This is a genomic window from Aurantimonas coralicida DSM 14790 (assembly GCF_000421645.1).
Taxonomy (GTDB): domain Bacteria; phylum Pseudomonadota; class Alphaproteobacteria; order Rhizobiales; family Rhizobiaceae; genus Aurantimonas; species Aurantimonas coralicida.
Genome location: NZ_ATXK01000016.1, coordinates 12915 through 37943 on the forward strand (window position 1 = coordinate 12915; position 25029 = coordinate 37943).

Genomic DNA, 25029 nt, shown 5'->3' on the forward strand with positions numbered 1-25029 from the left:
GGCGGCGCCGCAGCGCCGCCCTTTTTCATGTCCGATCTGTCAGGACGGCCTAGGTGTCGTCGGCCGTGCCATCGCCCTTGACCGTCTCGGCCGGGCGCCGCTCGATCTCGCCGCCCAGCCGGTCGACGCTGCCCGGGCGATCGAAGGCGTTGTCCTGCGAGGGCCGCGCCTTCGGCGCGTTCTGGCGGTAGCTGACGTCCTGGTCACGATCCTGGGCGTCGGGATTGTTCTGCTGGTTGTCGAACCTGTCCGGTACATTGCTCATATGACACTCCCGTGCGTTGCGGCGGCAGCGCCCCTATATGGGAGCCAGCCGATCCGTTCGGGGGGCAATCCGCTGCGGCGGGCTTCGTTCCCGACGGACCGGAACAGACACGGAAGGATACCGACATGGACGCCAAGACCTACCCCGTCACACGCACCGATGCCGAGTGGCGCGCGATGCTGTCGCCGGAGCAGTATCAGGTGATGCGCGGCCACGGGACGGAGCGCCCGGGCAGCTGTGCCCTGCTGCACGAGAAGCGGCCGGGGACCTTCACCTGCGCCGGCTGCGGGCAGCCGCTGTTCATCGCCGGCCAGAAATTCGAGAGCGGCACCGGCTGGCCGTCCTTCGACACGCCGGTGGAAGGCGCCGTCGAGACCACCGAGGATCGCAGCCACGGCATGGTCCGCACCGAGTGCCATTGCAGCCAGTGCGGCAGCCATCTCGGGCATGTCTTCCCGGATGGCCCGCCGCCGACGGGTCTGCGCTACTGCATTAACGGCGTCGCCATGGATTTTGAGCCCGACGACGCCTGATCACGACCGCCACGCACCGGCGATCCCGGTGCGTGGCGTCACCTGTCGCCCGGTGGCGTGTCGTCATCGGCGAGAATGCGCCATGCCGCGCCGTCGAGATCCTCGTACTGGCGGGTGCGCACGGTCCACAGGAAGGCCGCGAGGCCGACCAGCCCGAGCAGCAGCGCGATCGGCACGAGGATCAGCAGGTTATTCATGCCGTTGCCTCGGCAGCCGGCTCGAAGCCCGATGACCGGGCTTCCGTGACCGGCTGCGCCGACGTCCCGGCTTTGCCGTCGAAACCGCCTCCGGACAGTCGCAGGCTGTTGGCCACCACGATGATCGAGGACGCCGACATGGCGATCGCCGCCACGAGCGGCGTGACCAGACCCGCCATGGCCAGCGGCACGGCGATGCAATTATAGGCGATCGCCAGTCCGAAATTCTGCCGCACCAGCCGCTTTGCGCGCAGCGCGATGTCATGGGCAAAGGGCACGCTGCGCAGACTGTCGCGCGTGAAGACGAAGTCGGCGGCGAGCCGCCCGGCATCGCAGGCCGAGGCCGGCGCCATGGAAACATCGGCGGCGGCAAGGCTCGGCGCGTCGTTAAGGCCGTCACCGACCATCAGGACATGGGCACCACCTGCCTGAAGCGCGCGGATCCGGTCGATCTTTGCCGCCGGCGACTGGCCGGCTGCCGCATGCCCGATCTCCAGTTCGCCCGCCACCCGGTGCACAGCCACCGCGCCGTCGCCCGACAGCAATTCGGTGTTGAGCCCAGCCGATCGCAGGGCTTCGAGAGCCTCATGCGCGCCGGTCCGCAGCGATTCCCCAAGCGTGAAATTCGCCAATGTCTGCCCCTCGATGGCGAAGCAGACACCCTCGGTGGCAGGCGCAGCCTGGCCCGCGATCTCGGCGACCCAGTCCGCGCGTCCGAGCCGGACGCGGCGACCCTGCCTGAGGGCGGCAATGCCGCATCCCGGCCATTCGCGGATGTCGTCGAGCTCCGCCACAGGACCGCTTCCCAAATAGTGCCGCAGCGCGAGTGAGGCGGGGTGGTTCGAGCGGCCGGCGAGGGCGCGCGCCACGTCGCGACCGGTTGCGGGCATGTTCGACGCCGCGACATGGGGCGTGCCCGTCGTCAGGGTTCCGGTCTTGTCGAACAGCACCGTGTCGATCTCGGCCAACCGCTCAAGCCCGGTGCCGTCCTTCATCAGGATGCCGGCCTCGAAGAGGCGCGTGGCGCCGATGACATGGACCACCGGAACGGCAAGGCCGAGCGCGCAGGGGCAGGTGACGATCAGAACCGCAATCGCCGCATAGAGCGCCTGATACCAGTCGCCGCCGGTCGCGATCAGCCACAGAAGGAACGTCGCCGCGGCGAGGAGATGGACCGCCGGCGCGTAGATCCGCGCCATCCGGTCGGCGACGCGCACATAGCGTCCGCGACCGGTCTCGGCCGCTTCCATCATGCGGACGATCTCGGCGAGGAAGGAATCGTCCGCGCTCGTCAGCGCCTCGACCTCCAGGGCGCCCGACAGGTTGAGGGTGCCGGCCTCGACGCGGGCGCCCGGCGCCACGGCGAGGGGCGCGCTTTCACCGGTGACGAGCGAGCGGTCGAGTTCGCTCCGGCCCGTGAGGACCATCGCATCGACCGGCATCCGCTCGCCGGCGGCGACGCGCAGGACCATGCCGGGCTGCACCTCGTCGAGGGGCACGTAGCGGGTTTCGCCATCGGCGAGCAGCGTCGCGCCGCGTGCGGCCAGTCGCGAGATGGCGACGACGGCGCTGCGGGCGCGCTCGCGCATGCGCTGGTCGAGATACCGGCCCACCAGCAGGAAGAAGATCAGCGTCACGGCCGCGTCGAAATAGGCTTCGGCGCCGCCGTTCAGGCTCTCGTAGAGACTCATGGCGAGGGCCAGGAGGACGGCCAGCGAGATCGGGACATCCATGTTCAGGCGCCCGACCCGCAAAGCCGAGACGGCCGAGCGGAAGAAGGGCTGGCCGGCGAAGGCCACGGTCGGCACCGCGATCAGGGCCGAGACGAGATGGAAGAGATCCCGCGTCGCGGCATCGGCCCCGGACCAGACGGAGACCGACAGAAGCATGATGTTGGCCGCCCCGAATCCGGCGATCGCCAGCGCTGTCAGCAGTCGTGTCGATTCGCGCCGGGTGCCCAAGGTTTCGAGATCGCCGAGATCGACGGGCGTGCCGGGATAACCGAGCGCGTCCAGTGCGCTGGTGATGACCGCCGGCGAGATTTTGGCGGAGCGTGTGACCACGGTCACCCGGCGCAGGGTGAGATTGACCCGAACCGAGGCGATGCCAGGCAGGGGCTTCAGGCCGGATTCGATGGCCGACAGGCAGGCGCCGCAGCGAATGCCGGGCACCGACAGGACATAGGTCACCGTGCCGTCCGGGGCCTGCCGCCCGGCATGGCGCAGTTCCTCGGTCCGTGGGTCGACGGGGCCGGCGACGTCGCCGAGGTCAGCGGGGAGCGTGAAGGCGGTGCCGCAGCAGCTCATGGTCGTGCGCTCACTTGACCACGAAGCGGATCGCGCTTTGCCAGGGCTTTTCGCCAGTCGCATCGACCCGGACTTCTGCCTCCCAGATCCCCGGCGCGAGATCGGTGGTCACGCCGTAGCCACCGGCGCGCAACGGCGCGAGGCGCAGGGTCCGGTCGTCGCGCTCGGTGGCGGGGCGCCCGATGGTGGCGGCGACCAGCGCGCCCCGCAGCGGCCGGGCCCCGGCATCGCGCAGATCGACGCGGAAGACGCCGTCGGAATAAGCCGTCGTCGCCGTCCAGCCGCGCCCGGCCTGGGCGGTGCGCTCGGCCGTCAGCTCGTTGAAATGCTGGCTGGCGATATAGCTGTTCTCGACGACGAGGCCGCTCCAGCTCGTGCTGGCGAAGATGGCCAGGGTGAGATTGACCGAGATGATGGTGCCGAAGAACAGCGCCATGACGCCGATCATGTGCAGGCCGGTGAATTTGTCAGGACGAAACACGCGACGCAGCATGGGTCAGTTCCCCGTCTCGAAGATTGCGGAATAGCTGTCGGTCTCACCCGCGACCGGATCGGTGACCACGAAGCGGAAGCTGGTCTCGCCCGCCTGCAGCGCGCTCGCCGGCTGGGCGACGAAGACCCGCAGTGCACGCAGCTGATCCGGCGCGACGGGAATGTCGAAGCTTCGCGCGGCCGGCGCATCGATGTCGGCGATGGTCATCGTCGCTTCCGGCAGCCCTTCGAGCGCCAGCCCGATCGTGCGCGGCTGCGGCAGCATGTTGAGCAGCTTCACGGTGTAGCCGTTGCGGATGGACCCGTCGGCGAGGGTGACGGCGACCGGGTTGCGGTCGTGCTGGACGTTGATCTGCAGACGGTCGCGGGCCAGCAGCGCGATGGTCAGCCCGACGCCGATCGCCGACCACATGGCCAGGTAGATCAGGGTGCGGGTGCGCAGGATGATGCGCCAGTCGAAATGCCGCAGCCCCGCGATGAAGCGGCCCGCATGGTCGCGCACGCGGGACGGGTCGATGGCGCCGGTCGCCGGGTCCGTGGCGGCGGCCATGTTGGCGTTGTAGTCGCTGAGCGTGGCGTAGGAGATCAGGCCGCGCTCGCGCCCGAGCTTGTCCATCACGCCATCGCAGGCGTCGATGCACAGGGCGCAGGTGATGCAGGCCATCTGCTGGCCGTCGCGGATGTCGATGCCCATCGGGCAGACCGCGACACAGGCGTTGCAGTCGACGCAGTCGCCGGCCGGCACGCCCGCCGCGGCAGCCTTCTTGGCGCCGCGAGTCCGCGGTTCGCCGCGCCAGTCATTGTAGGTGACGGTGAGCGAATCCTCGTCGAGCATGGCCGCCTGGATGCGCGGCCAGGGACACATGTAGATGCAGACCTGTTCGCGCATCAGCCCGCCGAAAACGTAGGTGGTGGCGGTCAGGAGAGCGACGGTGGCATAGGCGATGAACGGCGCCTCGCCGGTGACGAAGCTCGTCAGCAGGCTCGGGGCGTCGGCGAAGTAGAAGATCCAGGCGCCGCCGGTCGCCACGGCGACGACGATCCAGGTGGCGTGCTTCAGGACCCGCTTGCGCAGCTTGTCGAGGCTCCAGGGCGCCTTGTCGAGCTTGATGCGGGCATTGCGGTCGCCCTCGAAGAAGCGCTCGATGACGAGGAAGAGGTCGGTCCAGACCGTCTGCGGGCAGGTGTAACCGCACCACGCCCGGCCGACGACGGAGGTGACCAGGAACAGGCCGACGCCGGCCATGACCAGAAGCCCGGCGACGAAGAAGAATTCCTGTGGCCAGATCTCGATGAAGAAGAAATAGAAGCGGCGGTTGGCCATGTCGATCAGGACGGCCTGATCGGGCGCGTAGGGACCACGATCCCAGCGCAGCCACGGGGTCACGTAGTAGATGCCGAGGGTGATCGCCATGATCAGCCATTTCAGCTGGCGAAACTGCCCCTCGGTGCGCCTGGGGAAGATCTTCTCGCGCTTGGCGTAGAGGGGCTGGTCCTGGCGACTGGCGGCGTTGACGGCTTCGACGTCGAGGCGTTCGATGTCGGGCTGATGCAGCATGGTCTCTCTCGACGTTCGGCGGGCACCGCAGGGCGGCATCCGTGTCGATAGCCCCGCGTCGGCGGACCGGCCTTGATCTGCATCAACGCCCGGCGGTGCGTGGGTGCGTCGCGGGAGCGCACCATCGTGGACGAGGCCTTGCCGACAAGACGAAGCCCCCGGCTGGCGGGCCGGGGGCTTTGGTCGCGACCTCCCTCGCGACCGGGCGGCGGGATCCTATTCGCCGCCGCCGAGACTGTGGACGTAGACCGCGAGTTCCTTGATCGCGGTGTTGCCGAGGCGCTCGCCCCAGGCCGGCATGACGCCATGGCGCGGACGGCTTATCTGCGTCGCGATGGCGGTCGCGTCGCGGCCGTAGAGCCAGATCGCGTCGTTGAGCGCGGGCGCGCCGACCTCCTTCATGCCTTCGCCCGCCTCGCCATGGCAGAAGACGCAGTTCTGCGCGTAGATGTCGGCACCACGCGTTGCGGCGTCGGGCCGGTCGTCGCGGCCGGTCAGCGACAGGACATATTGCGAGACGTCGGCGATCTGGTCGCGATCGAGAATGCCGTCACGACCGAAGGCCGGCATGTCGGCGACCCGGGTGTCGGGGTCCGGCGCATAGCGGATGCCGTGCTGCAGGGTGACGGCGATCTCCTCCAGCGAACCGCCCCAGATCCAGGCGTCGTCGTTGAGGTTCGGATAGCCCGGGCTGCCGGCGGCGCCGGAGCCATGGCACTGGACGCAATTGACCTTGTAGGACGCTTCGCCGGCGGCGATCGCGAACGGACGAAGCTCCGGATCGGCGGCGATGGTCGCCACGTTCGAGGTGCGGATGGCGGCGATGCGGTCGGCATTCGCCATCTCCAGCGCCGACATCTCGGTGCGCAGATCCGCACGGCTCGACCAGCCGAGCAGGCCCGTCGTCGCCGAATTGACCAGCGGCCAGGCCGGATAGAGCGCCGTATAGACCGCCGCGAAGGCGATGGAGGCGTAGAAGGTCCACAGCCACCAGCGCGGCAGCGGGTTGTTGAGCTCCTTGATGCCGTCCCAGGAATGGCCGGTCGTCTCGATGCCGCTGACGTCGTCGATGTCCTTGTGATCGCTCATCGGTCAGTCCTCCTTGAAGGGGATGCTGGCGGCATCGTCGGCGGCGCGCTTGGCGCCCGGCCGGAGGACCCAGGCGAGAACGCCGAGGAAGAACAGCGTCAGGGCGAGAAGCGCCCAGCTGTCTGCGAAGGCACGCATGCTGTGGTAGTCGAAATCCATCCGGAGGCTCCTAGCGGTCGTTGCGTTCCGGCTCGTAGACGGAGAAGTCCACCAGGGTGCCGAGCATCTGCAGGTAGGCGACCAGCGCATCCATCTCGGTGAGACGCTGGTTGTTGCCGTCGAAGGTGCCGACGACCGCCTTGGGGTAGCGGGCGAGAAGGCCGGTCGTGTCGCCATTGGCGGTCGCCTGGACCATCAGGTCGGCCCTGGCGTTCTCGATCATCTCGTCGCTGTAGGGCACGCCGACGGCGCGATTGGCCCGCAGGTGACCGGCCGGATCGCGCATGTCGAGATCGGTGGTCGCCAGGAAGCCGTAGGATGGCATCACCGATTCCGGCACGACCGAGCGCGGCTCGATCATGTGCTGAACATGCCATTCGTCGCTGTAGCGACCACCGACACGGGCAAGATCGGGGCCCGTGCGCTTCGACCCCCACTGGAACGGATGGTCGAACATGGATTCCGCCGCGAGGCTGTAATGGCCGTAGCGCTCGACCTCGTCCCGGAACGGCCGGATCATCTGGCTGTGGCAGGTATAGCAGCCCTCGCGGATGTAGATGTTGCGCCCGGCGAGCTCGAGCGGCGAGTAGGGCCGCATGCCCTCCACCTTCTCGATGGTGTTCTCCAGGTAGAACAGCGGGGCGATCTCGACGATGCCGCCGACGCTGACCACCAGCAGGGACAGGACGAGAAGCAGCGTGGCGTTGCGCTCGACCCGGCCATGCTTGGCGAGAATGCCCCGGGCGACCGGGTCGGCCTTCACTTCCGGCAGGGCGCCGTCGAGGGTGGGACGTTCGGTTTCCTTGCTCATGTCTGGCCCCTTACCCTGCCATCTGGATTGCGGGCGTCTGTCCGCCCATCGGTACTTCCGACCGGATCTCGCCGCGGATGGTCTTGTAGACGTTGAAGGCCATGATCAGCGCGCCGGCGAGGTACATCAGGCCGCCGATCATGCGCAGCACGTAGTAGGGATGCATGGCCGCGACGGTTTCGGCGAAGGAGTAGACGAGGTAGCCGTCGGCTCCGTATTCGCGCCACATCAGGCCCTGCATGATGCCCGAGACCCACATCACCGCTGCGTAGACGACGATGCCGAGCGTCGCGAGCCAGAAGTGCCAGTTGACCAGGCGGAGGCTGTAGAGCCGCTCGCGGTGCCAGAGCTTGGGCACCAGATGATAGACCGCGCCGAAGGAGATCATGCCGACCCAGCCGAGCGCACCGGAATGGACGTGTCCGATGGTCCAGTCGGTGTAGTGGCTCAGCGAGTTCACCGCCTTGATCGACATCACCGGACCCTCGAAGGTCGACATGCCGTAGAAGGCGACGGAGATGACCATCATGCGCAGGATCGGATCGGTGCGCAGCTTGTCCCAGGCACCCTGCAGCGTCATCAGGCCGTTGATCATGCCGCCCCAGGAGGGCATCCACAGCATGATCGAGAAGACCATGCCGAGCGTCTGCGCCCAGTCGGGCAGGGCGGTGTAGTGGAGGTGGTGCGGCCCGGCCCAGATGTAGAGGAAGATCAGCGACCAGAAGTGGATGATCGACAGGCGGTAGGAATAGACCGGCCGGTTCGCCTGCTTCGGAATGAAGTAGTACATCATGCCGAGGAAGCCGGCGGTGAGGAAGAAGCCCACGGCGTTGTGGCCGTACCACCACTGGGTCAGCGCATCCTGCACGCCGGAGAAGGCCGAATAGCTCTTGGCGCCCATGAAGGAGACGGGCATCGAGAGATTGTTGACCACGTGCAGCATCGCGATGGTCACGATGAAGGCCAGATAGAACCAGTTGGCGACGTAGATGTGGGGTTCCTTGCGGCGGATCAGCGTGCCGAGGAACACCGCCAGATAGGCGAGCCAGACCACCGTCAGCCACAGATCGACATACCATTCCGGCTCGGCATATTCGCGGCTCTGGGTGATGCCGAGAAGGTAGCCGGTCGCCGCCAGGACGATGAAGAGCTGGTAGCCCCAGAACACGAACCAGGCGAGATTGCCGCCCCACAAGGTTGCCCGGCAGGTGCGCTGGACGACGTAGAAGGAGGTGGCGATCAGCGCATTGCCGCCGAAGGCGAAGACCACGGCGGAGGTGTGCAGCGGACGCACGCGGCCGAAATTGAACCAGGGTTCGATGTTGAGATCGGGCCAGGCAAGCTGCGCGGCGGCGAGCACGCCGACGAGAAATCCGACAATGCCCCAGGCGACTGTCGCGATGACGCCGTAGCGCACCACCTCGTCGGCATATTCGGTGCCGTTGGTCTTCAGCGGGATCTGCGCGGCGTCGGCGAATTCGATGCGCCGCAGCAGCACCACCGTCGCGCCCGCCAGGATGAAGAACAGGACATAGGCATGCGCGGCGAACTGCGCATCCCTGGCAAAGCCGGCCCCGAGCAGCGCGACCAGCGCCGCGCCGCCGATGAACATCGCCTCGGTTTGGTATTTCACGTCAGGAACCCCCTCGGTCATAGGCCCGCCGGACGCCGATTCGATCAGACGGTCGCAATCGCGGGATGGGGGTGGTGTGGCAGCGGCGACGGGCCGGCGCTTTGATGTCGATCAAGCGGGGTCGCGGGAGGCGGCGTTATGCGCTGGCGGCGGGTGTTGCGGGCGCAAGCGCGTGGGCTCGGCCGGTGCGGGGTGTGACGGATGCGGCGTGGATTGTCAGGGGGAGCAGCGGTTGCCGCGGCGCGGCGGAGCCCATGCCCGCGAGGCGGTAGGCGGCTGCCAGGATTTGGCATGGGTCCTCGGGTCGAGCCCGAGGATAACGACCTTGTTCGGGAGCTTGGCGCGTAAGACGACCTCGTTCGGGAGTATGGCGCGTCAGCGCACTGGACGGCGCGTGCTGGCCGATGCAGATCGGCAGCGATGGCGACCACGACGGTGGCGGGTGACGATGATGATAGCGAAGCCGGAAGCCGGAAGCCGGAAGCCGACGCTGAACAGAACGTGGTCAAAACGCAGAAGCAGAAGCGACCGCAGAGGCGCACGACGGCTGGCCGCCACATCCCCCGCGCGTCATCCTCGGGCTTGACCCGAGGACCCATGCCTCGACGGTGGCGGTATCAGAGGCGCTGCAGAACGGCCGTCACCGACGCGCCGTCGCCCGTCACGCCCCGCGCAGCGCCACGCCTCACTCGAACGCCTTGCCGTTCCACTTCACCGAGACCGACTGGCCGCCATGCCCGTACATGGAGATGGGCGGGCGGCGGCCCTCGCCGATCGTGACGCCGCCGCCGAGCACCTCGCCGACCTTCTTCAGGAGCCCGCCACGGCGCACATAGAAGATCACCGAGCAGACCTGCGCGCCGCAGAACATGCTGCGACCGAACCGACCGTCGCCGCAGAAGATCGCGTCATGGGACAGGATAAGGTCCGACTTGCCGTCGCCGTCGAGGTCGCGCTCGATCACGCCGACCGGATCGATCGTGCCCCGCCCGCCATCGCAGGCCTCGGCGATCTGTTCCTTCACCACCCAGGCGGCCGCCTTGGTCCGTGCCTCGACCGGCGTCCACGCCAGGGCGAGGGTAAAGATCGTCACCAAAGCCCTCTTCATCGCATGCCTACCGTTGCGTCACCCGATCAAGCTGCCGGGAGTGTCGGCGCAAGGCAAGCGCGGGCGGGTGCCTCCGGGACGGGAGAGCGAACGTCCGTCGCAGGTCATGACGCCGCAGAGGGCCGTTCTGGCTCGTCGCGCCGTGCAGGGTTGCTGCCAATCCGTTTGCGGCGGCAGGCCGGCCCCGTACGCGCGCCGTCGCGTGAAACCGGGGGAGTCCAGCCACCCGGAGCAGGAGTCTCGTCACCAAAACGAAAAAGCCCCGGAAGCAGGGCTTCCGGGGCTTTTTGTCCCGCGACACATAGTTTCCCGCAATCGTCCCACTCGGCCGGCTCGAAATCAACGACTTACGCGATCGGCGCGCCACATAGTTCGCCTCAGGTGACAATAGGATTTGTCGCAGAAGGTCGGCGCGAAGCGCCAGCAGCCGGTGAGATCCGTCTCCCAGATCCGGGAGCAGGAACGGGCCGCGCCTTTGCCAGTTGTTTCGGCAAGGCAGATCATTGGAGGGTGAAATGACAGACTTCGTTGACAACACGCTCGGAGCTATTGAGGCGGAAATGAAGGCCAAGGCTGAAGGCGGGACAGTCACCATCGATGCGGCGCACTGTTCGGGTGAAGAGATCATCGACCTCGTCAAGGGAGCCGCAAAGCTGGCATCTGAAAACGGGCAGAAGCTCAAAGGTGTCCGCCTTGCCGCGGAGTGCTTCACGCGAGCCGGCATCGAGCGAACGACTGGCAATAGCGGAGAGGTAGCAGGGGTGCCAGTGGTCCAGGTTATTGATTTCGACAAGATGGATCTGGTGTTCGAGGCCGGCGTCTAGTGCCGGCGCGCCGGCAAATCGTGCCTGCGTGAAAATCTTGGCTGCCGACGTGAAAGAAGAGCGGGCGAGCGGAATCTTGCGGCATGTGCCGCAACGCTTCCTGATACCGTGGGTCGGCGACGACCCCAATGTTCGGGCAACGATGTCACGCGATACATAGTTTCCCGCAGGCGACAACGGGTTTCCCGCAGTCTCATTTGAGGGCTGAATCCATCGTCGCTTCGAGGGAGGTGCCCTCATATTCGCGGCCTGATGGTAGTAGATGGTTTTCCCCGCGTTGTTCCGGACCAGATACGGCGAAAAGCGGACTCCCTTGGCGCTGAACCCAAAACGGAATTGCTGATCTCTTCAGAGTCGCGGCCATTCGGCTGTTCGAATACCCCGGACCTTTGAAGGCGGCCGTAGCTATATGGTTCAAGGAATAATCATCGAAATGGGGTGCGGGGGAGGGTGACCATGTCAGATCAAAAAGTAGATCAGCTTCAGCGTGCTGGGCGACTGTGGTTGATTTTAGTGAGGACTGCGAAAGCAGAAACCTCGGTTACATATAAGCAAGCGGCGGACGAAATTGGTATACATTGGAGGCCAATGGCTTATGTGCTAGGTCCGATCCAGGACTACTGCCAAAGCGAAGGTTACCCGCGCCTGACTGCTCTCGTACACAACAAGGCGAGCGGTGTTCAGGGCGGCGGCTACCTGGGGGTGCCGGGCGATCAAACTGATCTGGAAGAAATCTACCAGTTCGATTGGGATAACCTCGAGAACCCATTTTCTATAAGAAAACAGGAAGATCTGAACAAAATTGCATCCGAGCTACTGCAAGAGCCGAATACGGCGCCGGATAAATGGGTAGCCACTCTTTCTAGGGGAGATGTGCAGCGGGTCTTCCGGAGCGCGATCCTAGAAGCGTACGGATATCGCTGTGCTGTTTGCTCGATAGGCTTCACCGAAATTTTGGAAGCCGCTCATATCGTCCCTTGGGCATCTGGTCAGCGCAAGTTGAGAGCAGACCCGAGGAACGGCATCTGCCTTTGCGCGAATCATCACCGCCTGTTCGACGCCGGGTGGCTGCAAATTGGGCCTGATAGGATCGTCCGCTTCAGTGATCCCGACATGGAGTGCGGTGGATATGAGCCAATCGACGAGGCTGCGGTGATGTCGCTCCATGGCTCGAGACTGAAGCTGCCGGAAAATGAGGATTTATGGCCGGACGCCGAACTGCTGCGGGGAAGACAGGCATAGCCATGATTCGAATCTAAGGTAAAATCCGAGGTCTACCGATAATGTGTCATCGACATCTTGCAACGATCACATCGGGTCGGGTTCTCGTGCATTGAAAACCCTTGCCAGTCAGATCGCCGGCAAGGGTTTGCACTCAACGTCGAAGGTCGTGTTCCCTAGCGAAACTCTCTAGAGCGGCGCGTCCGAGCACGCGCCTTGCGATCGCTAACGCGGCTAGTGCTTCTATCGCTGGCTTATGCTGCCGAACGATCACGACCGTTTCGGCATAGAGCCGCGCCAAACGACCATGGACGAGCCTGCTGTCTATCTGAGCGCCATGGACAAGCGACGACCCGAGCCCGAGCGAGCCTTCGGTCCTTGCGACCAGTCGTGTCGCCTGGGCAAGATCGGAGCTATCCGATCCACCCGCGCCAGCCGAAGCCGCACCCAGGATGACCTCTTCCGCCGCTCGACCGGCCAGCAACGCGACGACCTGCCGATGCAGATCCACTGCAAGCCCTTCAAAGCTTTCATCGTCGATCGCGTAGGTGACATGCCCGCCGGAGCCAGCGCCGTCGATCAGCGAGAGAGCCATGGGGAATTCCCCCATGGCCATTCCGATCACGGCGTGGCCCGCTTCGTGGATCGCAATTCGCCGGATCATTGCTGGCGAGCGCGTATCGGGCGGGATTGCAACCGCGATCAAATCATCGCCGCCAAGCGGACGCTTTGCCATGCGCGCCCGACGCCGGGCATCGCGTGCGATGCGCACGACGTCCGCGCCGGAAATCGTGCCAGCGAACAGCGCAGCGACGTCCTCAATGACAGCGCTCTCGATCCCGTCACCGAGGTGATGGCGAAAGATGCCTGCAAGCGCTTCCTCGTTGGGCAGGTCGATCCAGAACCTCCGGTCGAGACGTCCGGACCGGACAAGCGCCGCGTCGAGGTTCGCATCGTCATTGCACGCCGCGATGACCACGACGCCCTCGCGCCGACCAATCCCGTCCAGACACTCCAGGAGGCAGGTGACGATCGCCGTGAACCAGGCGTCGGCGGACCTGTTAGATCCACCGCGCCCTTGGACCGTGTCGATCTCGTCGATGAAGACGATCGCCGGCAGGTTCTTCGCGGACGCCTCGAAGACGGCACGAATGGCCTTGGTGACATCCCCCAGATGACCAGACTTGTTGGACTGCCACTGGGCGTAGCTCGTCGCTGTGAAGTGGACGCCGGCAGAATTCGCGATTGCTTGCGCGAGCAGGGTCTTGCCCGTCCCGGGCGGGCCGACGAAGAGTGCGCCGGCGTCGACGTCTTCCCAGCCGATCTCGCCCCGCCGATAGGCGGATAGATCCGCAACGAGTTGCAGCGCCCATCGCCCCGCATCACCATAGCCGTGCAGATCTTCTATGCGGGGACCCGTCGTGATGTTTCTCCCGGGCGTCGCCTGCTCGCTCGCAATCCGCATGCCGCGGATCTCTTCAAGCAGGCGAAGGCGCTCGGCGGGCGTGCGGCCGCGCCCGCCCGCAAAGTCGAGTTCGAGTGGCCGGTAGACCGAGCCGGTCGTCCCATCAGGCAGATGCGGAGGCTCGTCCAGGAAGCCGAGCCGAAACTCGAGGTCCTCGCGCGAAGGATCAATGATCTCGATGAAGGCGTCCGAGATAACGCGCAGGATCTCCGGAGCCTCGTGTTGGGGCGGGAACAGGCAGATGCAGGGTGTCGTCTCGTTCAGCATCTCAGGCAGTCGATGAAGCTCGAACGGATAGCCATGATCGAGCCGGTGCGCCGTCGTCGCGGTCATCGTCGTGATCGGCAGGTGTGGATCCGGCCATGCCGCTCGGATCGCGGTCTTGATCGCTTGCCTGGCGCTGTCCAGCCAGTGATCCGAAAACACGCTCGCGGTGACGAGGAGCGGCCGGTCACCTCGCAAGCGGGTCGTGGCCGCGATGTTCGCATCGACAGCGTCAAACAACATGCGAGCAGACGGACTCAGGTCCTCGACGATCTCGTATGTGGCTGCGTTGAACAACGCCAAATCTTCCGGGTCCGGTCGGTTTCTCATCGCATGTCTTCCTCGGCGCGCCCGCAGGCGCAGCCCTTCGAATCCTGTTCTCAGTTCTGTCGACATCGGGATCTCACCTGTGTCTCGGGGCCGATTGGCGTTTCGCGCCACTCCAGGGCGATCACGCGCTTCAGGGCGAGCGCGACGACGGCACCGATGGGTTCGGGGCTCTCGCGCATGGCGGAGGCGGCCTCGATCAGTGTGATCGGCGACATCTCCTCGAGGTAGGCGAGCAGGCGCACCCGGTCGCCGAGCGGCACCACGCGTTTGGCGTAGCGCATCATCTCGCGGGCGTTGGCGAGCGCCGGTTCGACGCGGATCTCGTCTTCAGGAATCGTGCGATAGGTGATCGTCGGGCCGATCGGTGTCAGGCCGGTCTCGCCGGCATCCAGGAAGCTTTCGCGCCCTTCGCTGCCGACGACACGGAAATCGGGCACGTGATTGACGATCTCACCATCGGCGCTCGCCAACTCGACGACGGCCGGCAGGCACGACCATGCGGTGACAGCCGGATCGAGATCGAGAAGCAACGCGAGATCGCGGGCAATCTGCGAGCGGAAGACAGGGCGGCCGATGCAGAAGACCGTACCCACGGGCCCGAAGCGCCGGGCGGAGGAGGCCCGACGACGGGAAAGCGTGTGCAGGTCCGTAAAATTGCCGGCGTTGGAATTGTCAGAAAGGGAATGATTGCGGGAGGGCATGTCGTCGGTCCGAAAGAAAACGCGTGGGCGTTCGCCGGACGACGGGCTGATTACCCTATCCGGCGCTGCAGGTCGTCGGGCGCACAGCCACGACGACGGACATCTTCTTTTCGGTGCGCTTGATCATGAATGAGAACATAGTGCGAACATAGGCCGGCGGTCAACGCTGATTCGTCGGGGGTTCGAAGGTTAACGGAGGGGATTATGCAAGCGCATCGAACCGAACGGGCCGACCAAGCACGCGATCTCGACGAGGCCGCCCAGTGCATATCGGCCGGCTACGTCAGGAAGCGCAGGACATGAGAAACCGCGCCAGGCATCGCCAGCCAATTTGCGTATTGGAAGCCGGAACAAGGATATGGTCGCCTCCGGCAGGACGACCTGTGTACATGCCTGGCGTGATACGAAACGCGCTGCTCTCGAAAAAGACGTTAAGCGAGCGCGCCGACAGAAATCGTCGTCTCTTCTGACACGGCCTGCAAATCGGGCAGACAACCGTCAGTGAGTTGCGAGACGCTCATACGGTTGGAATGGGCGCACACGCTTATCGCGGCCACCGCATCGCCTGTTCGGGGCGAAATGATCGGAACGGCTAAGGACCGCACGCCCTTTTCGAGTTCCTCATCCACGATCGCGAAGCCTTTCTTGCGCGCGATCCGAACCTGATCGAGAACCAGATTCCTCGCGGCATGAGGATCGTGCGACGCCAAAATCCTGCCATCACGTGCCAGAATCTTCATCACGGCGTCGTCGCTCAGGGCGGCTAGAAGAACCCTACCTTGCGCTGAATAGGCGACCGAAAGCCGATCGCCAGCTTCGAGGTATATCGACATGAGCCGGTCGCTCCGGGCGTATGCCATGATCCGGATGGAAGCATCTTCGAGGGTTCCGCACGACGAGGCTTCACGATGACGGTCAACTAGCCGTCTCATCCTCGGCAGCGCGTGGCGAGCGAGGAGTTCCGCCTCATTGTCTTGGTTTCCGAACCGAACGGCGTTCGGAAGAAGACGGTATCCATGATCCTTCTGTTCGGCATGGCCGAGGCGAACCAGCGTCAGCACGTAACGTCTCGCTGAAGCACGCCCTTGGCCTGACTTCGCTGCGATCTCGCTGATTGTCGCAGGGCCCGACATTCCGCTCATCGCCGAGAGAACGTCCAGCCCCTTTGCGAAGCTTTCGACGTACTCGTTTCGATCATGAACGCTGCCCAAAACTTCGTCGGTGGTTCCGGCGGCGGAGTTGACAGGCATCGACGTGCCATCCTAATGCTTGCAGTGCGATCACTGTGATTGCTGTGCAAACACTATAGCGGGGCAGGTCGGGAGAGTAAACCGGCACCGCTGTCGGGAGGACGACAGACATGAAGTTTACGCGCATTCTCGCGGGCACGTTGATCGCGTGTTCCACTGCTCTTTCGGCCGGCCACGCGGACGCGGAAACCCGCATCAGCGTCGCCGACGCGTTTCCGAGCGGTCACTACCTTTCCGAAGAGGCGGTGAAGTTCTGGATGGGACGGGTTGAGGAATTGTCGAATGGAGAAGTCACCTTCGACTATTTCACCAGCGGCCAGATGGGACCTCTCGCTGACATGCTCGACATGGCGAAGAACGGCATCGCAGACGTAACCTACGTTCCGATGTCGTCGTTCGCGGATCGGCTGCCGCTGTCGGGTGTCACCGAGCTTCCGGGCTTCTTTGAGAAGTCCGTTCGTGGCACTGCAGCGTTCCAGGAATTTCTCGATTCCGATCTCGCTGCAGAAGAATTCGAGCCTGAAGGTGTCGTCCCGCTCTTCGGAGCCATGCTCCCGCCGTATCAGGTCGCTTCGACCAAGGGCGCCATCAATTCGGAAGCTGGCTTCGATGGCGTCCGCCTTCGCACGCCCGGTGGCATTCTCGAGATAGCCGCAGAGCGCCTTGGCGCGACCGCCGTTCCAATGGGCGGTCCTGACATGTATGCCGCTCTCCAGCGCGGGACCGTCGATGCCACGGTCAACGCGTTCGCGTCGCTCAAGGGTTACAGGCTGAACGAGGTCCTCAAGGCCGTCTCGGACAATGGCAGCTTCGGAAGCTTCGCATTCACCCTCGTCATCGGGAAGGAAAAGTTCGAAAGTCTTCCTGACGACGTTCAGAAGGCAATGACAGAAGCTGGCGATGAGACCGCGAAACACGTCGCCGAGTGGATGGACGAGAACGAGCAGAAGATCGCCGAAGAATTCTCCTCCGAAGGTATTGACGTTTATTCGATTGACGCCCCGGTCCTTGAGGACTGGAACAAAAAACTGTCCGGCGTGGCGGATACATGGGCTCAGCGCCTCGATGAGCGCGGCAAGCCAGGAACAGAGATCCTGAAGAAGTGGAAGGCTGCGCTCGACGCAACCAACTGATCAGGTGCGCGGATGAAGCCTGGTCTTCATCCGCGCCTTCTTCCGCCCCTTAAACTATCCCGGAAACGAAAATGCTCGACCGTGCCTTGACGGTAGTCGAACGAGCCCTGGTCTTCGGAACTTATCTCGCGCTGATGGCGATGATGGTTCTGATAACGGTCGACGCCATCCTCCGATATGCTTTCGCCGAGACGCTGCCAGACGTCTACCATCTGACCGAACTCTATCTGATGCCGATGGTGATATTCTTCGCTCTGGCAAATACCCAGCGTCTCGATGGGCATGTCTCGGTTTCTCTTTTCCATCGTTTCCTGCCTGATACAGCCCGCAGGAGCGCACTCTTGCTGGTTTATCTGGCAGCTTCAGCATGCTTCGCGGCGATCGCATGGAAGAGTGGTCAGACTGCCTGGTCGGACATAGCGGCCTGGCGTGTCACTGCAGGTGTCGTGCCGTGGCCTACCGGACTCTCACGAGCCATCGTTCCTGTTGGTTCCGCAGTCCTGGCCATCCGGCTTTTCGTTGACGGTCTTAAGCTTGTCGGACGTTCGGGGAATCGCGAGGTGAAGTCGATATGACGCTCGCTCTTCTCGCCATCATGCTTCTTGTCCTGATCGTCATCGGGGCGCCCATCGCCTTCGCCTTGTTGATCACGGGGACGGCCGGGCTTCTTCTGCAACTCGGATTGAATCCGACGCTCGGCATTCTCCAGACGTCGCCCTATCGTTCCAGCGCATCCTTCCTGCTGACGACAATTCCGATGTTCATCCTGATGGCCGAGTTTCTCGCGGGCGGCCGGATGGCGCAGGACATTTTCCGAGCAGGTCACTACTGGCTCGGTCACCTACGGGGCGGCATGGCGGTCGCAACGACGCTCGCGAGCGCGCTGCTGGCGGCGCTACTTGGATCCAGTCCTGCAGCGGCTGCCACGATGTCCTCAATTGCTGTGCCAGAAATGCGCAAGTACGGCTACGACGATCGGCTTTCGCTCGGGATCGTGGCCTCGGCCGGAACTCTGGCCGTCATCATTCCGCCGAGCGTCATCTTGATCCTTTACGGCATCCTGACGGAAAGCTCGATCGGACGGCTGTTCGTTGCCGGCCTGATACCCGGTATCATGACAGCGACGGGCTACATCCTGCTGGTCAACATCTGGGCACGCGTCGAGCCTTCGGTCGCACCAACCGCCGAGAAGAAGTTTACCCGCGAGGAGAAGATGGGCTCTTTGAAGCCTATCTGGCCTGCGATCCTTCTCATCGCGGTCGTGCTTGGCGGCATCTATTCCGGTTTTGTGACGCCAACCGAGGCGGGCGCTGTAGGCGCGGCTGGGGCCTTCGTCATCGGCATCCTGTTCAGTGGCCTGCGCCGGAAAGGGATCATCGGCGCGCTTGAAAGGGCTTCGAAGACGACCGCGATGATATTTGCGATCATCATCGCCGCATCGATCTTCGGCTATTATCTGACTTCGACACAGATCGCCCAGGATACCATCCGCTGGGTGCAAGCCTCCGGCATGCCTACCACCGCCGTCTTGGTCGCCGTCCTGCTCGTCTATCTGGTTTTGGGTGCTTTCCTGGATCCAGTGTCGATCCTCGTACTGACGCTTCCTTTGGCGTTCCCTCTGATCATCAGCCTTGGCTACGACGCAATCTGGTTCGGCATTATCGCGACGAAGATGGTCGAGATCGGATTGGTCACGCCGCCCGTAGGGATCAACGTTTTCGTGACTGCGGGAGCCGTCAATGCGGATCTCAAAGACGCGTTCAAGGGTGCTTCCCTGTTCATCCTCGTCGACGTGATCGTGGTGATTCTGCTGATCCTGTTCCCGCAGATCGTCACCTTCCTTCCCGACCTAATGTTCTGAAAGGCCACCACCGATGGACACCGACAGCCGGAGCGCCGTCGCCGCTCTCCGCGACCTCTCGACCTCGGAAATCTCCGATGCCCTCGATAAGTTGGGAATCCCCGGTCAGGCGCTCGGGATCAAGCCAATGTATCCGTGCGAGCGTCTTGTAGGACCGGCCTTTACTCTGGCCTATCTCCCGCAAGGGATGTCCGAGGGCAACGTCGGCGATTTCATCGACGACTGCGACGCCGGCGACGTCGTCGTGATCGATAATCACGGTCGTCTCGATTGCACCGTCTGGGGCAACATCCTCTGCGAAACCGGTAAGCTTCGAGGCGTGGGCGGTGCAGTGATCGATGGCATCTGCCGCGATGTCGACGAAGCCACCGGAATTGGCTTTCCGGTTTTCGCCCGTTCGGCGGCGATGCGGACAGGGAAGGACAGGGTCGTTCTCGATCGCGTCGGGGTTCCAGTCTCAATATGCGGCGTCCGAGTGGAGCCGGGCGATATGGTCGTCGCTGATCTGGGCGGTGTTGTCTTCATCCCGCGCAACAGGATCGACGAAGTGATCGAAATCGCGAGCGGCATAGCCGAACGCGAAGAAAACATTCTCGAAGAGGTCCGCGCCGGAAAACCGCTCATCGAGGCGCGCCGGAATGCCGGATATCACTCCCTTCAGACAAGACAGGACCGTGCATGAACAGCTTCGTCTTCGAGCCGTATCCTACCCGGATCGTTTTTGGGCGCGGCAAGGTCCGGACCGTCACCGATGAGGTCGGCAAGCTCGGTCTCCAACGCGTGCTCGTCATCTCGACAAATGGACGATCAGAGCTAGCAGAAAAGCTATCCGCATCACTCCCAGGCTCGAACCTGTTCGCCAAAGCGGTGGTCCACGCTCCGGCAGAATGTGTCGCCGATGCACTTGCTGCGGCACGAGACATGGATGCTGACGGCATGATTTCGGTCGGCGGTGGCTCACCGATCGGCATCGCCAAGGCGGTCGCGATCGAACGACCGGTTCCAATTCTCGCAGTTCCCACGACCTATTCGGGGTCGGAAATGACTCCGGCTTGGTCCGTGACTAAGGACGGCACGAAGAAGGGCGGCAAGAGCCGCGAGGTGGTTCCGCGTACGGTCGTCTACGATCCAGATCTGACCGACGGGATGCCGCGGTCCACCGCCGTGACCAGTACAATCAACGCGATGGCTCATTGCTGCGAGGCTCTGTATCCGGAAGACCAGTCGCCGCTGGTAACGACGATCGCTGAGGAAGGGCTTCGTCGCCTGGCGGGCGGAATACGATCCACGGGGGCCTACGAAGGCGACGGGGGGGCGGATCTTCTTTACGGAGCACATCTGGCCGGCCTCGTCATGGCTCACTCGGGCATGGCCGTCCACCACAAGCTCTGTCACGTCCTGGGTGGGACGTTCGGGCTCCCTCATTCTGAAACGCATACAGTCATGCTCCCGCATGCAATCGGCTACAACGCCGATGCCGCGCCCGAGGCAATGCGACGGATCGCCAATGCGATCGGCACCGAGAAGGCCGCAGCGGGTCTGTGGGATCTGGCGGACGCCTGCGACGCCCCGATGACTTTGACTCAGTTCGGCTTCGATCCCGCAGATATCGACGAAGCCGCGGATCTCGTACTTGCCGCCCCGTATCCCAATCCACGTCCGATGGAGCGCGATGCGATCGTGTCCGTTCTTCGTGATGCATGTGTTGGCCGGAGGCCACAATGACCAGTCTCGCAGACTTCGGAACGGCCACGATTCATGAAGCGAGTGGGCAGAAAGGCGCGCTCCCATCGTCGATCAAGCCGTTGGTAGCCGGCATGCGTGTTTATGGCCCAGCATTCCCGGTGAGATCCCCGGGCGGGGACAATCTCATGCTGCATGCCGCCATTCTTGGCGCGCCAAAAGGCAGCATCATTGTCGCAGATGCCGGCTTCGAGTCCGAAGCCGGTCCCTGGGGGGACTTGATGACGCTCTCTGCAATGCAGAAGGGAATTGCTGGCCTGGTCATCAGTGGATCGGTCCGCGACGGCGACGATATCGCTCGATACGGCTTCCCCGTATTTTGTACAGGTCAATGCATTCGTGGGACCACGAAGAAGATGAAGGGGCCGGCGCCGGATACCGTGCGTATTGGCGAGGTGACCATCGCGCCAGGAGACATTATTGTCGGAGACAATGATGGACTCGTGGTCGTCGATGCCAACATGGTCCGAACCGTCACCGAAGCGTGCCACAAGCGGGAAGAGAAAGAGGCATCGTTCCGCTCTCGAATGGAAGCCGGGGAAAGCTTGCAATCGATTATGGGCCTCGTCCTTTGAAGCTGTACCTGATGAAGTTGAGGCTCAGGAATTGGCCGGCGCGGATCTGAGCGAGCAGATAGACAAGATCGCTCTTGTGCCAGCGCTTGGCAGGAGAAGTCGCAACCACCCGTTCGTTATTCACCTCGGCGGGTTTGCTCATCGAGGTCTGACGCTCAGACCTCAATGATTTGGTTCGGATCGAACCCGGATGCCTCACCGGCGCGAACCTGCGGGTTCGCGACGATCCGCGTATCACCGAGCGCATAGTCGCGCACGGTATGGATGTGTCCGTGGATCCACGCGGCTGGACGCCAACCCCTGATCTTAGGCTCAAGGTCCGAGGCATAGCAGTGGTTTAGGCGGTCACCGGGCAACGCCAGCGATCGCGGACTGGGCGCGTGATGCGTAACGACGATCGTGCGCCGAGGATCGACGCCGTCGGCGAATGCGTCCGCGAGGAAGCGCCGCGTGCGGCGATGCCATGCGAGCGTGTCGTCAGGGGTGATCCGCCGCGACCGCCGTGTAGACGAGGCACGATGGATGAATTGATAGTCGTTCATCCACCGGTTCGCCTCGGCGAACGCATGGCGCCGGCTGGCATGCAGACGCGAATGCAGATCGGTCCAGAGCGTCGCGCCGAGGATCGTCAAACCGCCTATCGTCGCGACTTCGTCGGACAGCAGGGTGATCCCGAGCCGGGCTGCCAGATCGCGACCGGCCGCAAGCTCGTCTTCGATCGTGAAGCCGAACGCAGAGCCGTCTCGGTACCAGTCGTGATTTCCAGGGACGTAGATCGTCGGCACCCCAGCGAAGCGCTCGCCAAGCCATGCGACCGACGATGTCAGCCGGCCGGCACAGTCGCCGGCGACGATCGCGATGTCGAACGGTGTGCTGATTTCGGTCGCCGGGTCAAAGGGGCGGCCGCCATCGTTCTGATGAAGATCCGATAGGATCAGAAGGCGCGGATTATCCATGGCGCCGTACCTCGAGATGGACTGGAAGCGAACGTCCAGAAAGAAGAAAGCTGCCCGATGTTCGGACACGTGATGACGATCGCCAGCAGCGTTAGCGCTGCGGCGTTTCCTTCATCACGACGGGCTTTCTGGTCTCGTAGGTCATGTACTCGAGATAGCTCCAATTTCGCTAATAGTCGAGTGGGGCCGTAAGCGGATGGTTTCCGCCTCTGTAGTACGGTTATTCACCGGGGAGGGCAGTGCACCATTCGTAGCCAAGCTTGATATCGACGGCAATATTCCAGCGACCGCCGACCAAGCGTGGCTGACGAATTCTGCTGCTCGACTAGGTTCTCCCTACGATGAGTATGGCCGACGCTGACTTTCGTGTTCTTGTCGATCATGCCAAACAACTGACAGAGACCTCGTGGGTATATCACGGTCGTTGGGTGTATGGGGGCATGATGATTGTGAAGCGGGCGGCCCCTCGAAGTATGACGAGGTAACGCCATGCCGGGCGTTTTTACCTGGAGGCCAGGTACCGACTACGAAGATCGGATCGAGAGCGAGTATCGATTTCGTTCGCGTCATGATGGTCAGATGAAGGAGGTCGGACTCGGGTGGGTGGTCATCCATCGATCCCGCCGAGGTGACGGTAGCGCACCCTCGGCCTACATCGGCGTCGGCGAGGTCTACTCGGTAGAGCAACTGACGGTGCCGATTGGCATGCGCGTCGCACGCATTCGGAACTTCCTCGCCTTCGAGCCGCAGGTGCCGTTCCGAGACGGGTCGGAAAATCGTGAGGAGGCGCTTCGTAAACTGCCGAACATCGCGGTCGGCCCTCATACCCAAGGTAACCCGATACGTCCGCTCTCGAACGAGGACTTCGGCGCGATCGTCCGTGCCGGCCTTGCCGACCTGTTTGATCCGAGGAAGACGGCGCTTCTCGATCTCGATGATCCCGAACTCATCCGCGATGGCGCCGATCTGCTGAATCTGCCGTTCGATCAGCAGATCCGGCGCATGCAGGAAATCCTCATGAAGCGTCCAATCCGCGAGGCCGCGTTCAGGCGGGATGTCCGCAGCGCCTATGACTTCAAATGCGCGTTCACCGGCCTGTCGATTCGCAACGGCGGCGGCAGGCCGGAAGTCGATGGCGCGCATATATGGGAGGTAAAGGACGGCGGACCCGACGTCGTCCAGAACGGCATCGCCCTGTCGAAGACGGCGCACTGGATGTTCGACCGCGGACTGATCCGAGTTAACGACGACTATTCCCTGCAGATCTCCGACAACAAGGTGCCGGCGGAGTTCAAGCGGCTTGTCGAGCCTTATCGGAAGCGGATCCATCTGCCGAAGGACAAGAGCCTGAGTCCGCACAAGTTTTATCTGCAGAAGCACCGTGACAAGCACATGGCGGGCAGCCTGTGAGTATGGCGGTCGACACCGGACCTCTTGCCGGCGCCTTCCGCGACATGACGGCGTCCTACAAGGCATTCTGGTTCCTGTCGCTCATCGAGGCCGTGCGGGACAGGGCAGGCCGGGCCTCGATCGATCTGTTCGTGCCGTTCGACGAGATGGCAGGGCGGATGCTCGACATGGCGTTCTGGCCGGCCGTCACCTACCGCCTGTCGTTCGGACCGCAGGATCAGATCCATCGGAAGCTCGCCGGCCTGCGCGACGACGACGGGAATGCGGTGAAGCCGACCTTCGATCGCGAGCGCGGGAAAGGCATCCTTCGCTACGTTCCGGACAAGTTCCTTGAGCCCTGGCTGAAGGCGGCCGGCCGATCGGGGCGCGAGGCTGCGCTCGAACTCTTCGCGACGCCGGGTGCCGTGCCCTATCGAATCGACAAGGTGGGGATCGAGATCGAACGTCATTGGTTCGACCATATCGCCGACAATCTCGGCGTCATGCGCGCCCTCGGCGAGCGTGAACTCATCCGGTTCCTGCAGTCGCGCAATCCGACTGTGCCTGGCATCCCCGAGAAGATCGGCCCGCCCGACCGCGGTGGTGGCCTCGGGTACAAGCGGAAGTTCTGGATCTCGACGCTCGAGAACGCGGATCCAGAGTGCTTCTACACGGGGCGGGCGCTCCAAGGACGGGAGTTCTCGCTCGACCATTTCGTACCGTGGTCGTTCGTCGCTCACGACCGGATCTGGAACCTCGTGCCGATGGCGACGTCACTCAACGCCAGTAAGGGCGTCCGACTGCCCAACATCGGTCTCGTTGAGAGGATGGGTGGATTCCAGCGCGAAACGCAACATGCTCATGAGAAGCGGATTCGGACGTCCTTGCCAAGTTCCTGGAGGAGGCACTGGAAAGGGGTGATGAAGCCGAGGCATTTGCGCGGCGTGGTGTTGAGGCTGACAATGGCGTCCTGGAGATCGGCTTCGGACAGGGTGTCGAGATCGAGCCATCTGGGCAGCCATCGTCGCAATCGTCCGTTGGCGTTTTCGACGCCTCCCTTCTGCCAGGAAGCGTAGGCGTCGCAGAACCAGGTCGACATGCCGAACAGGTCGTCGAGCAGGCGGTGGCGGGCGAAGGCGGTGTCGTTATCAAACGTCACCGAGGAG

25 protein-coding genes and 1 pseudogene are annotated in these 25029 nt (G+C 63.6%); 11 read left to right on the forward strand and 15 right to left on the reverse strand.

Annotated elements, in window-relative coordinates; genetic code table 11:
* Nucleotides 1-49: 49 nt before the first annotated feature.
* Nucleotides 50-265: a hypothetical protein gene (locus H536_RS0121005; RefSeq protein ID WP_024352297.1), complete on the reverse strand. Its 216-nt coding sequence runs from the start codon at nucleotides 263-265 to the stop codon at nucleotides 50-52.
* A 125-nt stretch (nucleotides 266-390) separates the two neighbouring features.
* On the opposite strand from H536_RS0121005, the gene msrB reads away from it, so the two are divergent.
* On the forward strand, nucleotides 391-798 hold the full coding sequence (msrB, locus tag H536_RS0121010) for a peptide-methionine (R)-S-oxide reductase MsrB (protein WP_024352298.1): 408 nt from the start codon (nucleotides 391-393) through the stop codon (nucleotides 796-798).
* A 38-nt stretch (nucleotides 799-836) separates the two neighbouring features.
* Here msrB and ccoS read toward each other — a convergent pair whose 3' ends face one another.
* From ccoS to H536_RS0121055, 9 genes are all read right to left on the reverse strand, one after another.
* A complete protein-coding gene (gene ccoS / locus H536_RS23955) occupies nucleotides 837-995 on the reverse strand; it encodes a cbb3-type cytochrome oxidase assembly protein CcoS (protein ID WP_081652019.1) in 159 nt (52 codons plus the stop codon).
* A complete protein-coding gene (locus tag H536_RS0121020; protein ID WP_024352299.1) occupies nucleotides 992-3301 on the reverse strand; it encodes a heavy metal translocating P-type ATPase in 2310 nt (769 codons plus the stop codon). Before H536_RS0121020 ends, ccoS begins: the two co-directional genes overlap by 4 nt.
* A 10-nt stretch (nucleotides 3302-3311) precedes the next feature.
* Complete coding sequence (locus H536_RS0121025; RefSeq protein ID WP_024352300.1) at nucleotides 3312-3794, reverse strand: FixH family protein; 483 nt, start codon at nucleotides 3792-3794, stop codon at nucleotides 3312-3314.
* 3 nt (nucleotides 3795-3797) lie between these two features.
* On the reverse strand, nucleotides 3798-5351 hold the full coding sequence (gene ccoG, locus H536_RS0121030; protein ID WP_024352301.1) for a cytochrome c oxidase accessory protein CcoG: 1554 nt from the start codon (nucleotides 5349-5351) through the stop codon (nucleotides 3798-3800).
* A 216-nt stretch (nucleotides 5352-5567) separates the two neighbouring features.
* Nucleotides 5568-6440: a cytochrome-c oxidase, cbb3-type subunit III gene (gene ccoP / locus H536_RS0121035; RefSeq protein ID WP_024352302.1), complete on the reverse strand. Its 873-nt coding sequence runs from the start codon at nucleotides 6438-6440 to the stop codon at nucleotides 5568-5570.
* 3 nt (nucleotides 6441-6443) lie between these two features.
* Nucleotides 6444-6599 (reverse strand): CcoQ/FixQ family Cbb3-type cytochrome c oxidase assembly chaperone, encoded by a 156-nt coding sequence (locus H536_RS0121040; protein WP_024352303.1) that lies wholly within the window; start codon nucleotides 6597-6599, stop codon nucleotides 6444-6446.
* 10 nt (nucleotides 6600-6609) lie between these two features.
* Entirely contained in the window at nucleotides 6610-7410 is an 801-nt protein-coding gene (gene ccoO / locus H536_RS0121045) for a cytochrome-c oxidase, cbb3-type subunit II (protein WP_244495416.1), read from the reverse strand.
* 10 nt (nucleotides 7411-7420) lie between these two features.
* Nucleotides 7421-9064: a cytochrome-c oxidase, cbb3-type subunit I gene (gene ccoN / locus H536_RS0121050; RefSeq protein WP_373279278.1), complete on the reverse strand. Its 1644-nt coding sequence runs from the start codon at nucleotides 9062-9064 to the stop codon at nucleotides 7421-7423.
* A 664-nt stretch (nucleotides 9065-9728) separates the two neighbouring features.
* Nucleotides 9729-10136: a hypothetical protein gene (locus H536_RS0121055; protein ID WP_155898578.1), complete on the reverse strand. Its 408-nt coding sequence runs from the start codon at nucleotides 10134-10136 to the stop codon at nucleotides 9729-9731.
* Between the two features lie 530 nt (nucleotides 10137-10666).
* On the opposite strand from H536_RS0121055, the gene H536_RS0121060 reads away from it, so the two are divergent.
* Complete coding sequence (locus H536_RS0121060) at nucleotides 10667-10975, forward strand: hypothetical protein (RefSeq protein WP_024352307.1); 309 nt, start codon at nucleotides 10667-10669, stop codon at nucleotides 10973-10975.
* Between the two features lie 456 nt (nucleotides 10976-11431).
* Nucleotides 11432-12217: an HNH endonuclease gene (locus H536_RS0121065; RefSeq protein WP_081652020.1), complete on the forward strand. Its 786-nt coding sequence runs from the start codon at nucleotides 11432-11434 to the stop codon at nucleotides 12215-12217.
* A gap of 133 nt (nucleotides 12218-12350) precedes the next feature.
* On the opposite strand, the gene H536_RS0121070 is transcribed toward H536_RS0121065, so the two are convergent.
* The 3 genes from H536_RS0121070 to H536_RS0121085 form a co-directional block, all read right to left on the reverse strand.
* Nucleotides 12351-14321 carry an AAA family ATPase gene (locus tag H536_RS0121070; protein WP_244495415.1) on the reverse strand — a complete coding sequence of 657 codons (1971 nt, stop codon included), beginning with the start codon at nucleotides 14319-14321 and terminating at the stop codon, nucleotides 12351-12353.
* Entirely contained in the window at nucleotides 14306-14956 is a 651-nt protein-coding gene (locus H536_RS0121075; protein WP_024352310.1) for a hypothetical protein, read from the reverse strand. Before H536_RS0121075 ends, H536_RS0121070 begins: the two co-directional genes overlap by 16 nt.
* 431 nt (nucleotides 14957-15387) lie before the next feature.
* Nucleotides 15388-16206: an IclR family transcriptional regulator domain-containing protein gene (locus H536_RS0121085; RefSeq protein ID WP_024352311.1), complete on the reverse strand. Its 819-nt coding sequence runs from the start codon at nucleotides 16204-16206 to the stop codon at nucleotides 15388-15390.
* A gap of 110 nt (nucleotides 16207-16316) precedes the next feature.
* Here H536_RS0121085 and H536_RS0121090 point away from each other — a divergent pair, with 110 nt between their 5' ends.
* From H536_RS0121090 to H536_RS0121115, 6 genes are all read left to right on the forward strand, one after another.
* On the forward strand, nucleotides 16317-17339 hold the full coding sequence (locus H536_RS0121090) for a TRAP transporter substrate-binding protein (protein WP_024352312.1): 1023 nt from the start codon (nucleotides 16317-16319) through the stop codon (nucleotides 17337-17339).
* Nucleotides 17340-17410: 71 nt separating this feature from the next.
* Complete coding sequence (locus tag H536_RS0121095; protein WP_024352313.1) at nucleotides 17411-17914, forward strand: TRAP transporter small permease; 504 nt, start codon at nucleotides 17411-17413, stop codon at nucleotides 17912-17914.
* Complete coding sequence (locus H536_RS0121100; RefSeq protein ID WP_024352314.1) at nucleotides 17911-19200, forward strand: TRAP transporter large permease; 1290 nt, start codon at nucleotides 17911-17913, stop codon at nucleotides 19198-19200. The genes H536_RS0121095 and H536_RS0121100 overlap by 4 nt, the downstream gene beginning before the upstream one ends.
* A gap of 13 nt (nucleotides 19201-19213) precedes the next feature.
* Nucleotides 19214-19882 carry an RraA family protein gene (locus H536_RS0121105; protein ID WP_024352315.1) on the forward strand — a complete coding sequence of 223 codons (669 nt, stop codon included), beginning with the start codon at nucleotides 19214-19216 and terminating at the stop codon, nucleotides 19880-19882.
* The gene (locus H536_RS0121110) at nucleotides 19879-20925 is read left to right on the forward strand and encodes a maleylacetate reductase (protein WP_024352316.1); all 1047 of its coding nucleotides are present in this window, start codon (nucleotides 19879-19881) and stop codon (nucleotides 20923-20925) included. The genes H536_RS0121105 and H536_RS0121110 overlap by 4 nt, the downstream gene beginning before the upstream one ends.
* On the forward strand, nucleotides 20922-21518 hold the full coding sequence (locus H536_RS0121115) for an RraA family protein (RefSeq protein ID WP_202814808.1): 597 nt from the start codon (nucleotides 20922-20924) through the stop codon (nucleotides 21516-21518). The genes H536_RS0121110 and H536_RS0121115 overlap by 4 nt, the downstream gene beginning before the upstream one ends.
* Before the next feature lie 155 nt (nucleotides 21519-21673).
* Here H536_RS0121115 and H536_RS0121120 read toward each other — a convergent pair whose 3' ends face one another.
* A complete protein-coding gene (locus tag H536_RS0121120; RefSeq protein WP_024352318.1) occupies nucleotides 21674-22474 on the reverse strand; it encodes a metallophosphoesterase in 801 nt (266 codons plus the stop codon).
* A 489-nt stretch (nucleotides 22475-22963) separates the two neighbouring features.
* Between H536_RS0121120 and H536_RS0121125 the strand changes: the two genes are divergently transcribed.
* Together H536_RS0121125 and H536_RS25525 are read left to right on the forward strand one after the other, a co-directional pair.
* Complete coding sequence (locus H536_RS0121125) at nucleotides 22964-23884, forward strand: HNH endonuclease (RefSeq protein WP_024352319.1); 921 nt, start codon at nucleotides 22964-22966, stop codon at nucleotides 23882-23884.
* A 482-nt stretch (nucleotides 23885-24366) separates the two neighbouring features.
* Nucleotides 24367-24657 (forward strand): annotated as a pseudogene (locus tag H536_RS25525) (HNH endonuclease domain-containing protein); the annotation flags it as partial.
* A gap of 65 nt (nucleotides 24658-24722) precedes the next feature.
* Here the strand turns inward: H536_RS25525 and H536_RS25530 are convergent.
* Nucleotides 24723-25029, reverse strand: a 307-nt coding sequence (locus tag H536_RS25530; RefSeq protein ID WP_425304060.1) for a transposase, incomplete at its 5' end; no start/stop codon positions are given.

What these genes read in the sequence shown, in the direction of transcription:
- H536_RS0121020 (WP_024352299.1), bottom strand. Translation starts at nt 3,301, where the DNA reads ATGAGCTGCTGCGGCACCGCCTTCACGCTCCCCGCTGACCTCGGCGAC.
- ccoS (WP_081652019.1), bottom strand. Translation starts at nt 995, where the DNA reads ATGAATAACCTGCTGATCCTCGTGCCGATCGCGCTGCTGCTCGGGCTG.
- H536_RS0121070 (WP_244495415.1), bottom strand. Translation starts at nt 14,321, where the DNA reads ATGTCGACAGAACTGAGAACAGGATTCGAAGGGCTGCGCCTGCGGGCG.
- H536_RS0121075 (WP_024352310.1), bottom strand. Translation starts at nt 14,956, where the DNA reads ATGCCCTCCCGCAATCATTCCCTTTCTGACAATTCCAACGCCGGCAAT.
- ccoN (WP_373279278.1), bottom strand. Translation starts at nt 9,064, where the DNA reads ATGACCGAGGGGGTTCCTGACGTGAAATACCAAACCGAGGCGATGTTC.
- ccoG (WP_024352301.1), bottom strand. Translation starts at nt 5,351, where the DNA reads ATGCTGCATCAGCCCGACATCGAACGCCTCGACGTCGAAGCCGTCAAC.
- H536_RS0121115 (WP_202814808.1), top strand. Translation starts at nt 20,922, where the DNA reads ATGACCAGTCTCGCAGACTTCGGAACGGCCACGATTCATGAAGCGAGT.
- ccoP (WP_024352302.1), bottom strand. Translation starts at nt 6,440, where the DNA reads ATGAGCGATCACAAGGACATCGACGACGTCAGCGGCATCGAGACGACC.
- ccoO (WP_244495416.1), bottom strand. Translation starts at nt 7,410, where the DNA reads ATGAGCAAGGAAACCGAACGTCCCACCCTCGACGGCGCCCTGCCGGAA.
- H536_RS0121065 (WP_081652020.1), top strand. Translation starts at nt 11,432, where the DNA reads ATGTCAGATCAAAAAGTAGATCAGCTTCAGCGTGCTGGGCGACTGTGG.
- H536_RS0121120 (WP_024352318.1), bottom strand. Translation starts at nt 22,474, where the DNA reads ATGGATAATCCGCGCCTTCTGATCCTATCGGATCTTCATCAGAACGAT.
- H536_RS0121005 (WP_024352297.1), bottom strand. Translation starts at nt 265, where the DNA reads ATGAGCAATGTACCGGACAGGTTCGACAACCAGCAGAACAATCCCGAC.
- H536_RS0121100 (WP_024352314.1), top strand. Translation starts at nt 17,911, where the DNA reads ATGACGCTCGCTCTTCTCGCCATCATGCTTCTTGTCCTGATCGTCATC.
- H536_RS0121085 (WP_024352311.1), bottom strand. Translation starts at nt 16,206, where the DNA reads ATGCCTGTCAACTCCGCCGCCGGAACCACCGACGAAGTTTTGGGCAGC.
- H536_RS0121095 (WP_024352313.1), top strand. Translation starts at nt 17,411, where the DNA reads ATGCTCGACCGTGCCTTGACGGTAGTCGAACGAGCCCTGGTCTTCGGA.
- H536_RS0121060 (WP_024352307.1), top strand. Translation starts at nt 10,667, where the DNA reads ATGACAGACTTCGTTGACAACACGCTCGGAGCTATTGAGGCGGAAATG.
- H536_RS0121105 (WP_024352315.1), top strand. Translation starts at nt 19,214, where the DNA reads ATGGACACCGACAGCCGGAGCGCCGTCGCCGCTCTCCGCGACCTCTCG.
- H536_RS0121090 (WP_024352312.1), top strand. Translation starts at nt 16,317, where the DNA reads ATGAAGTTTACGCGCATTCTCGCGGGCACGTTGATCGCGTGTTCCACT.
- H536_RS0121110 (WP_024352316.1), top strand. Translation starts at nt 19,879, where the DNA reads ATGAACAGCTTCGTCTTCGAGCCGTATCCTACCCGGATCGTTTTTGGG.
- H536_RS0121025 (WP_024352300.1), bottom strand. Translation starts at nt 3,794, where the DNA reads ATGCTGCGTCGCGTGTTTCGTCCTGACAAATTCACCGGCCTGCACATG.
- H536_RS0121125 (WP_024352319.1), top strand. Translation starts at nt 22,964, where the DNA reads ATGCCGGGCGTTTTTACCTGGAGGCCAGGTACCGACTACGAAGATCGG.
- H536_RS0121040 (WP_024352303.1), bottom strand. Translation starts at nt 6,599, where the DNA reads ATGGATTTCGACTACCACAGCATGCGTGCCTTCGCAGACAGCTGGGCG.
- msrB (WP_024352298.1), top strand. Translation starts at nt 391, where the DNA reads ATGGACGCCAAGACCTACCCCGTCACACGCACCGATGCCGAGTGGCGC.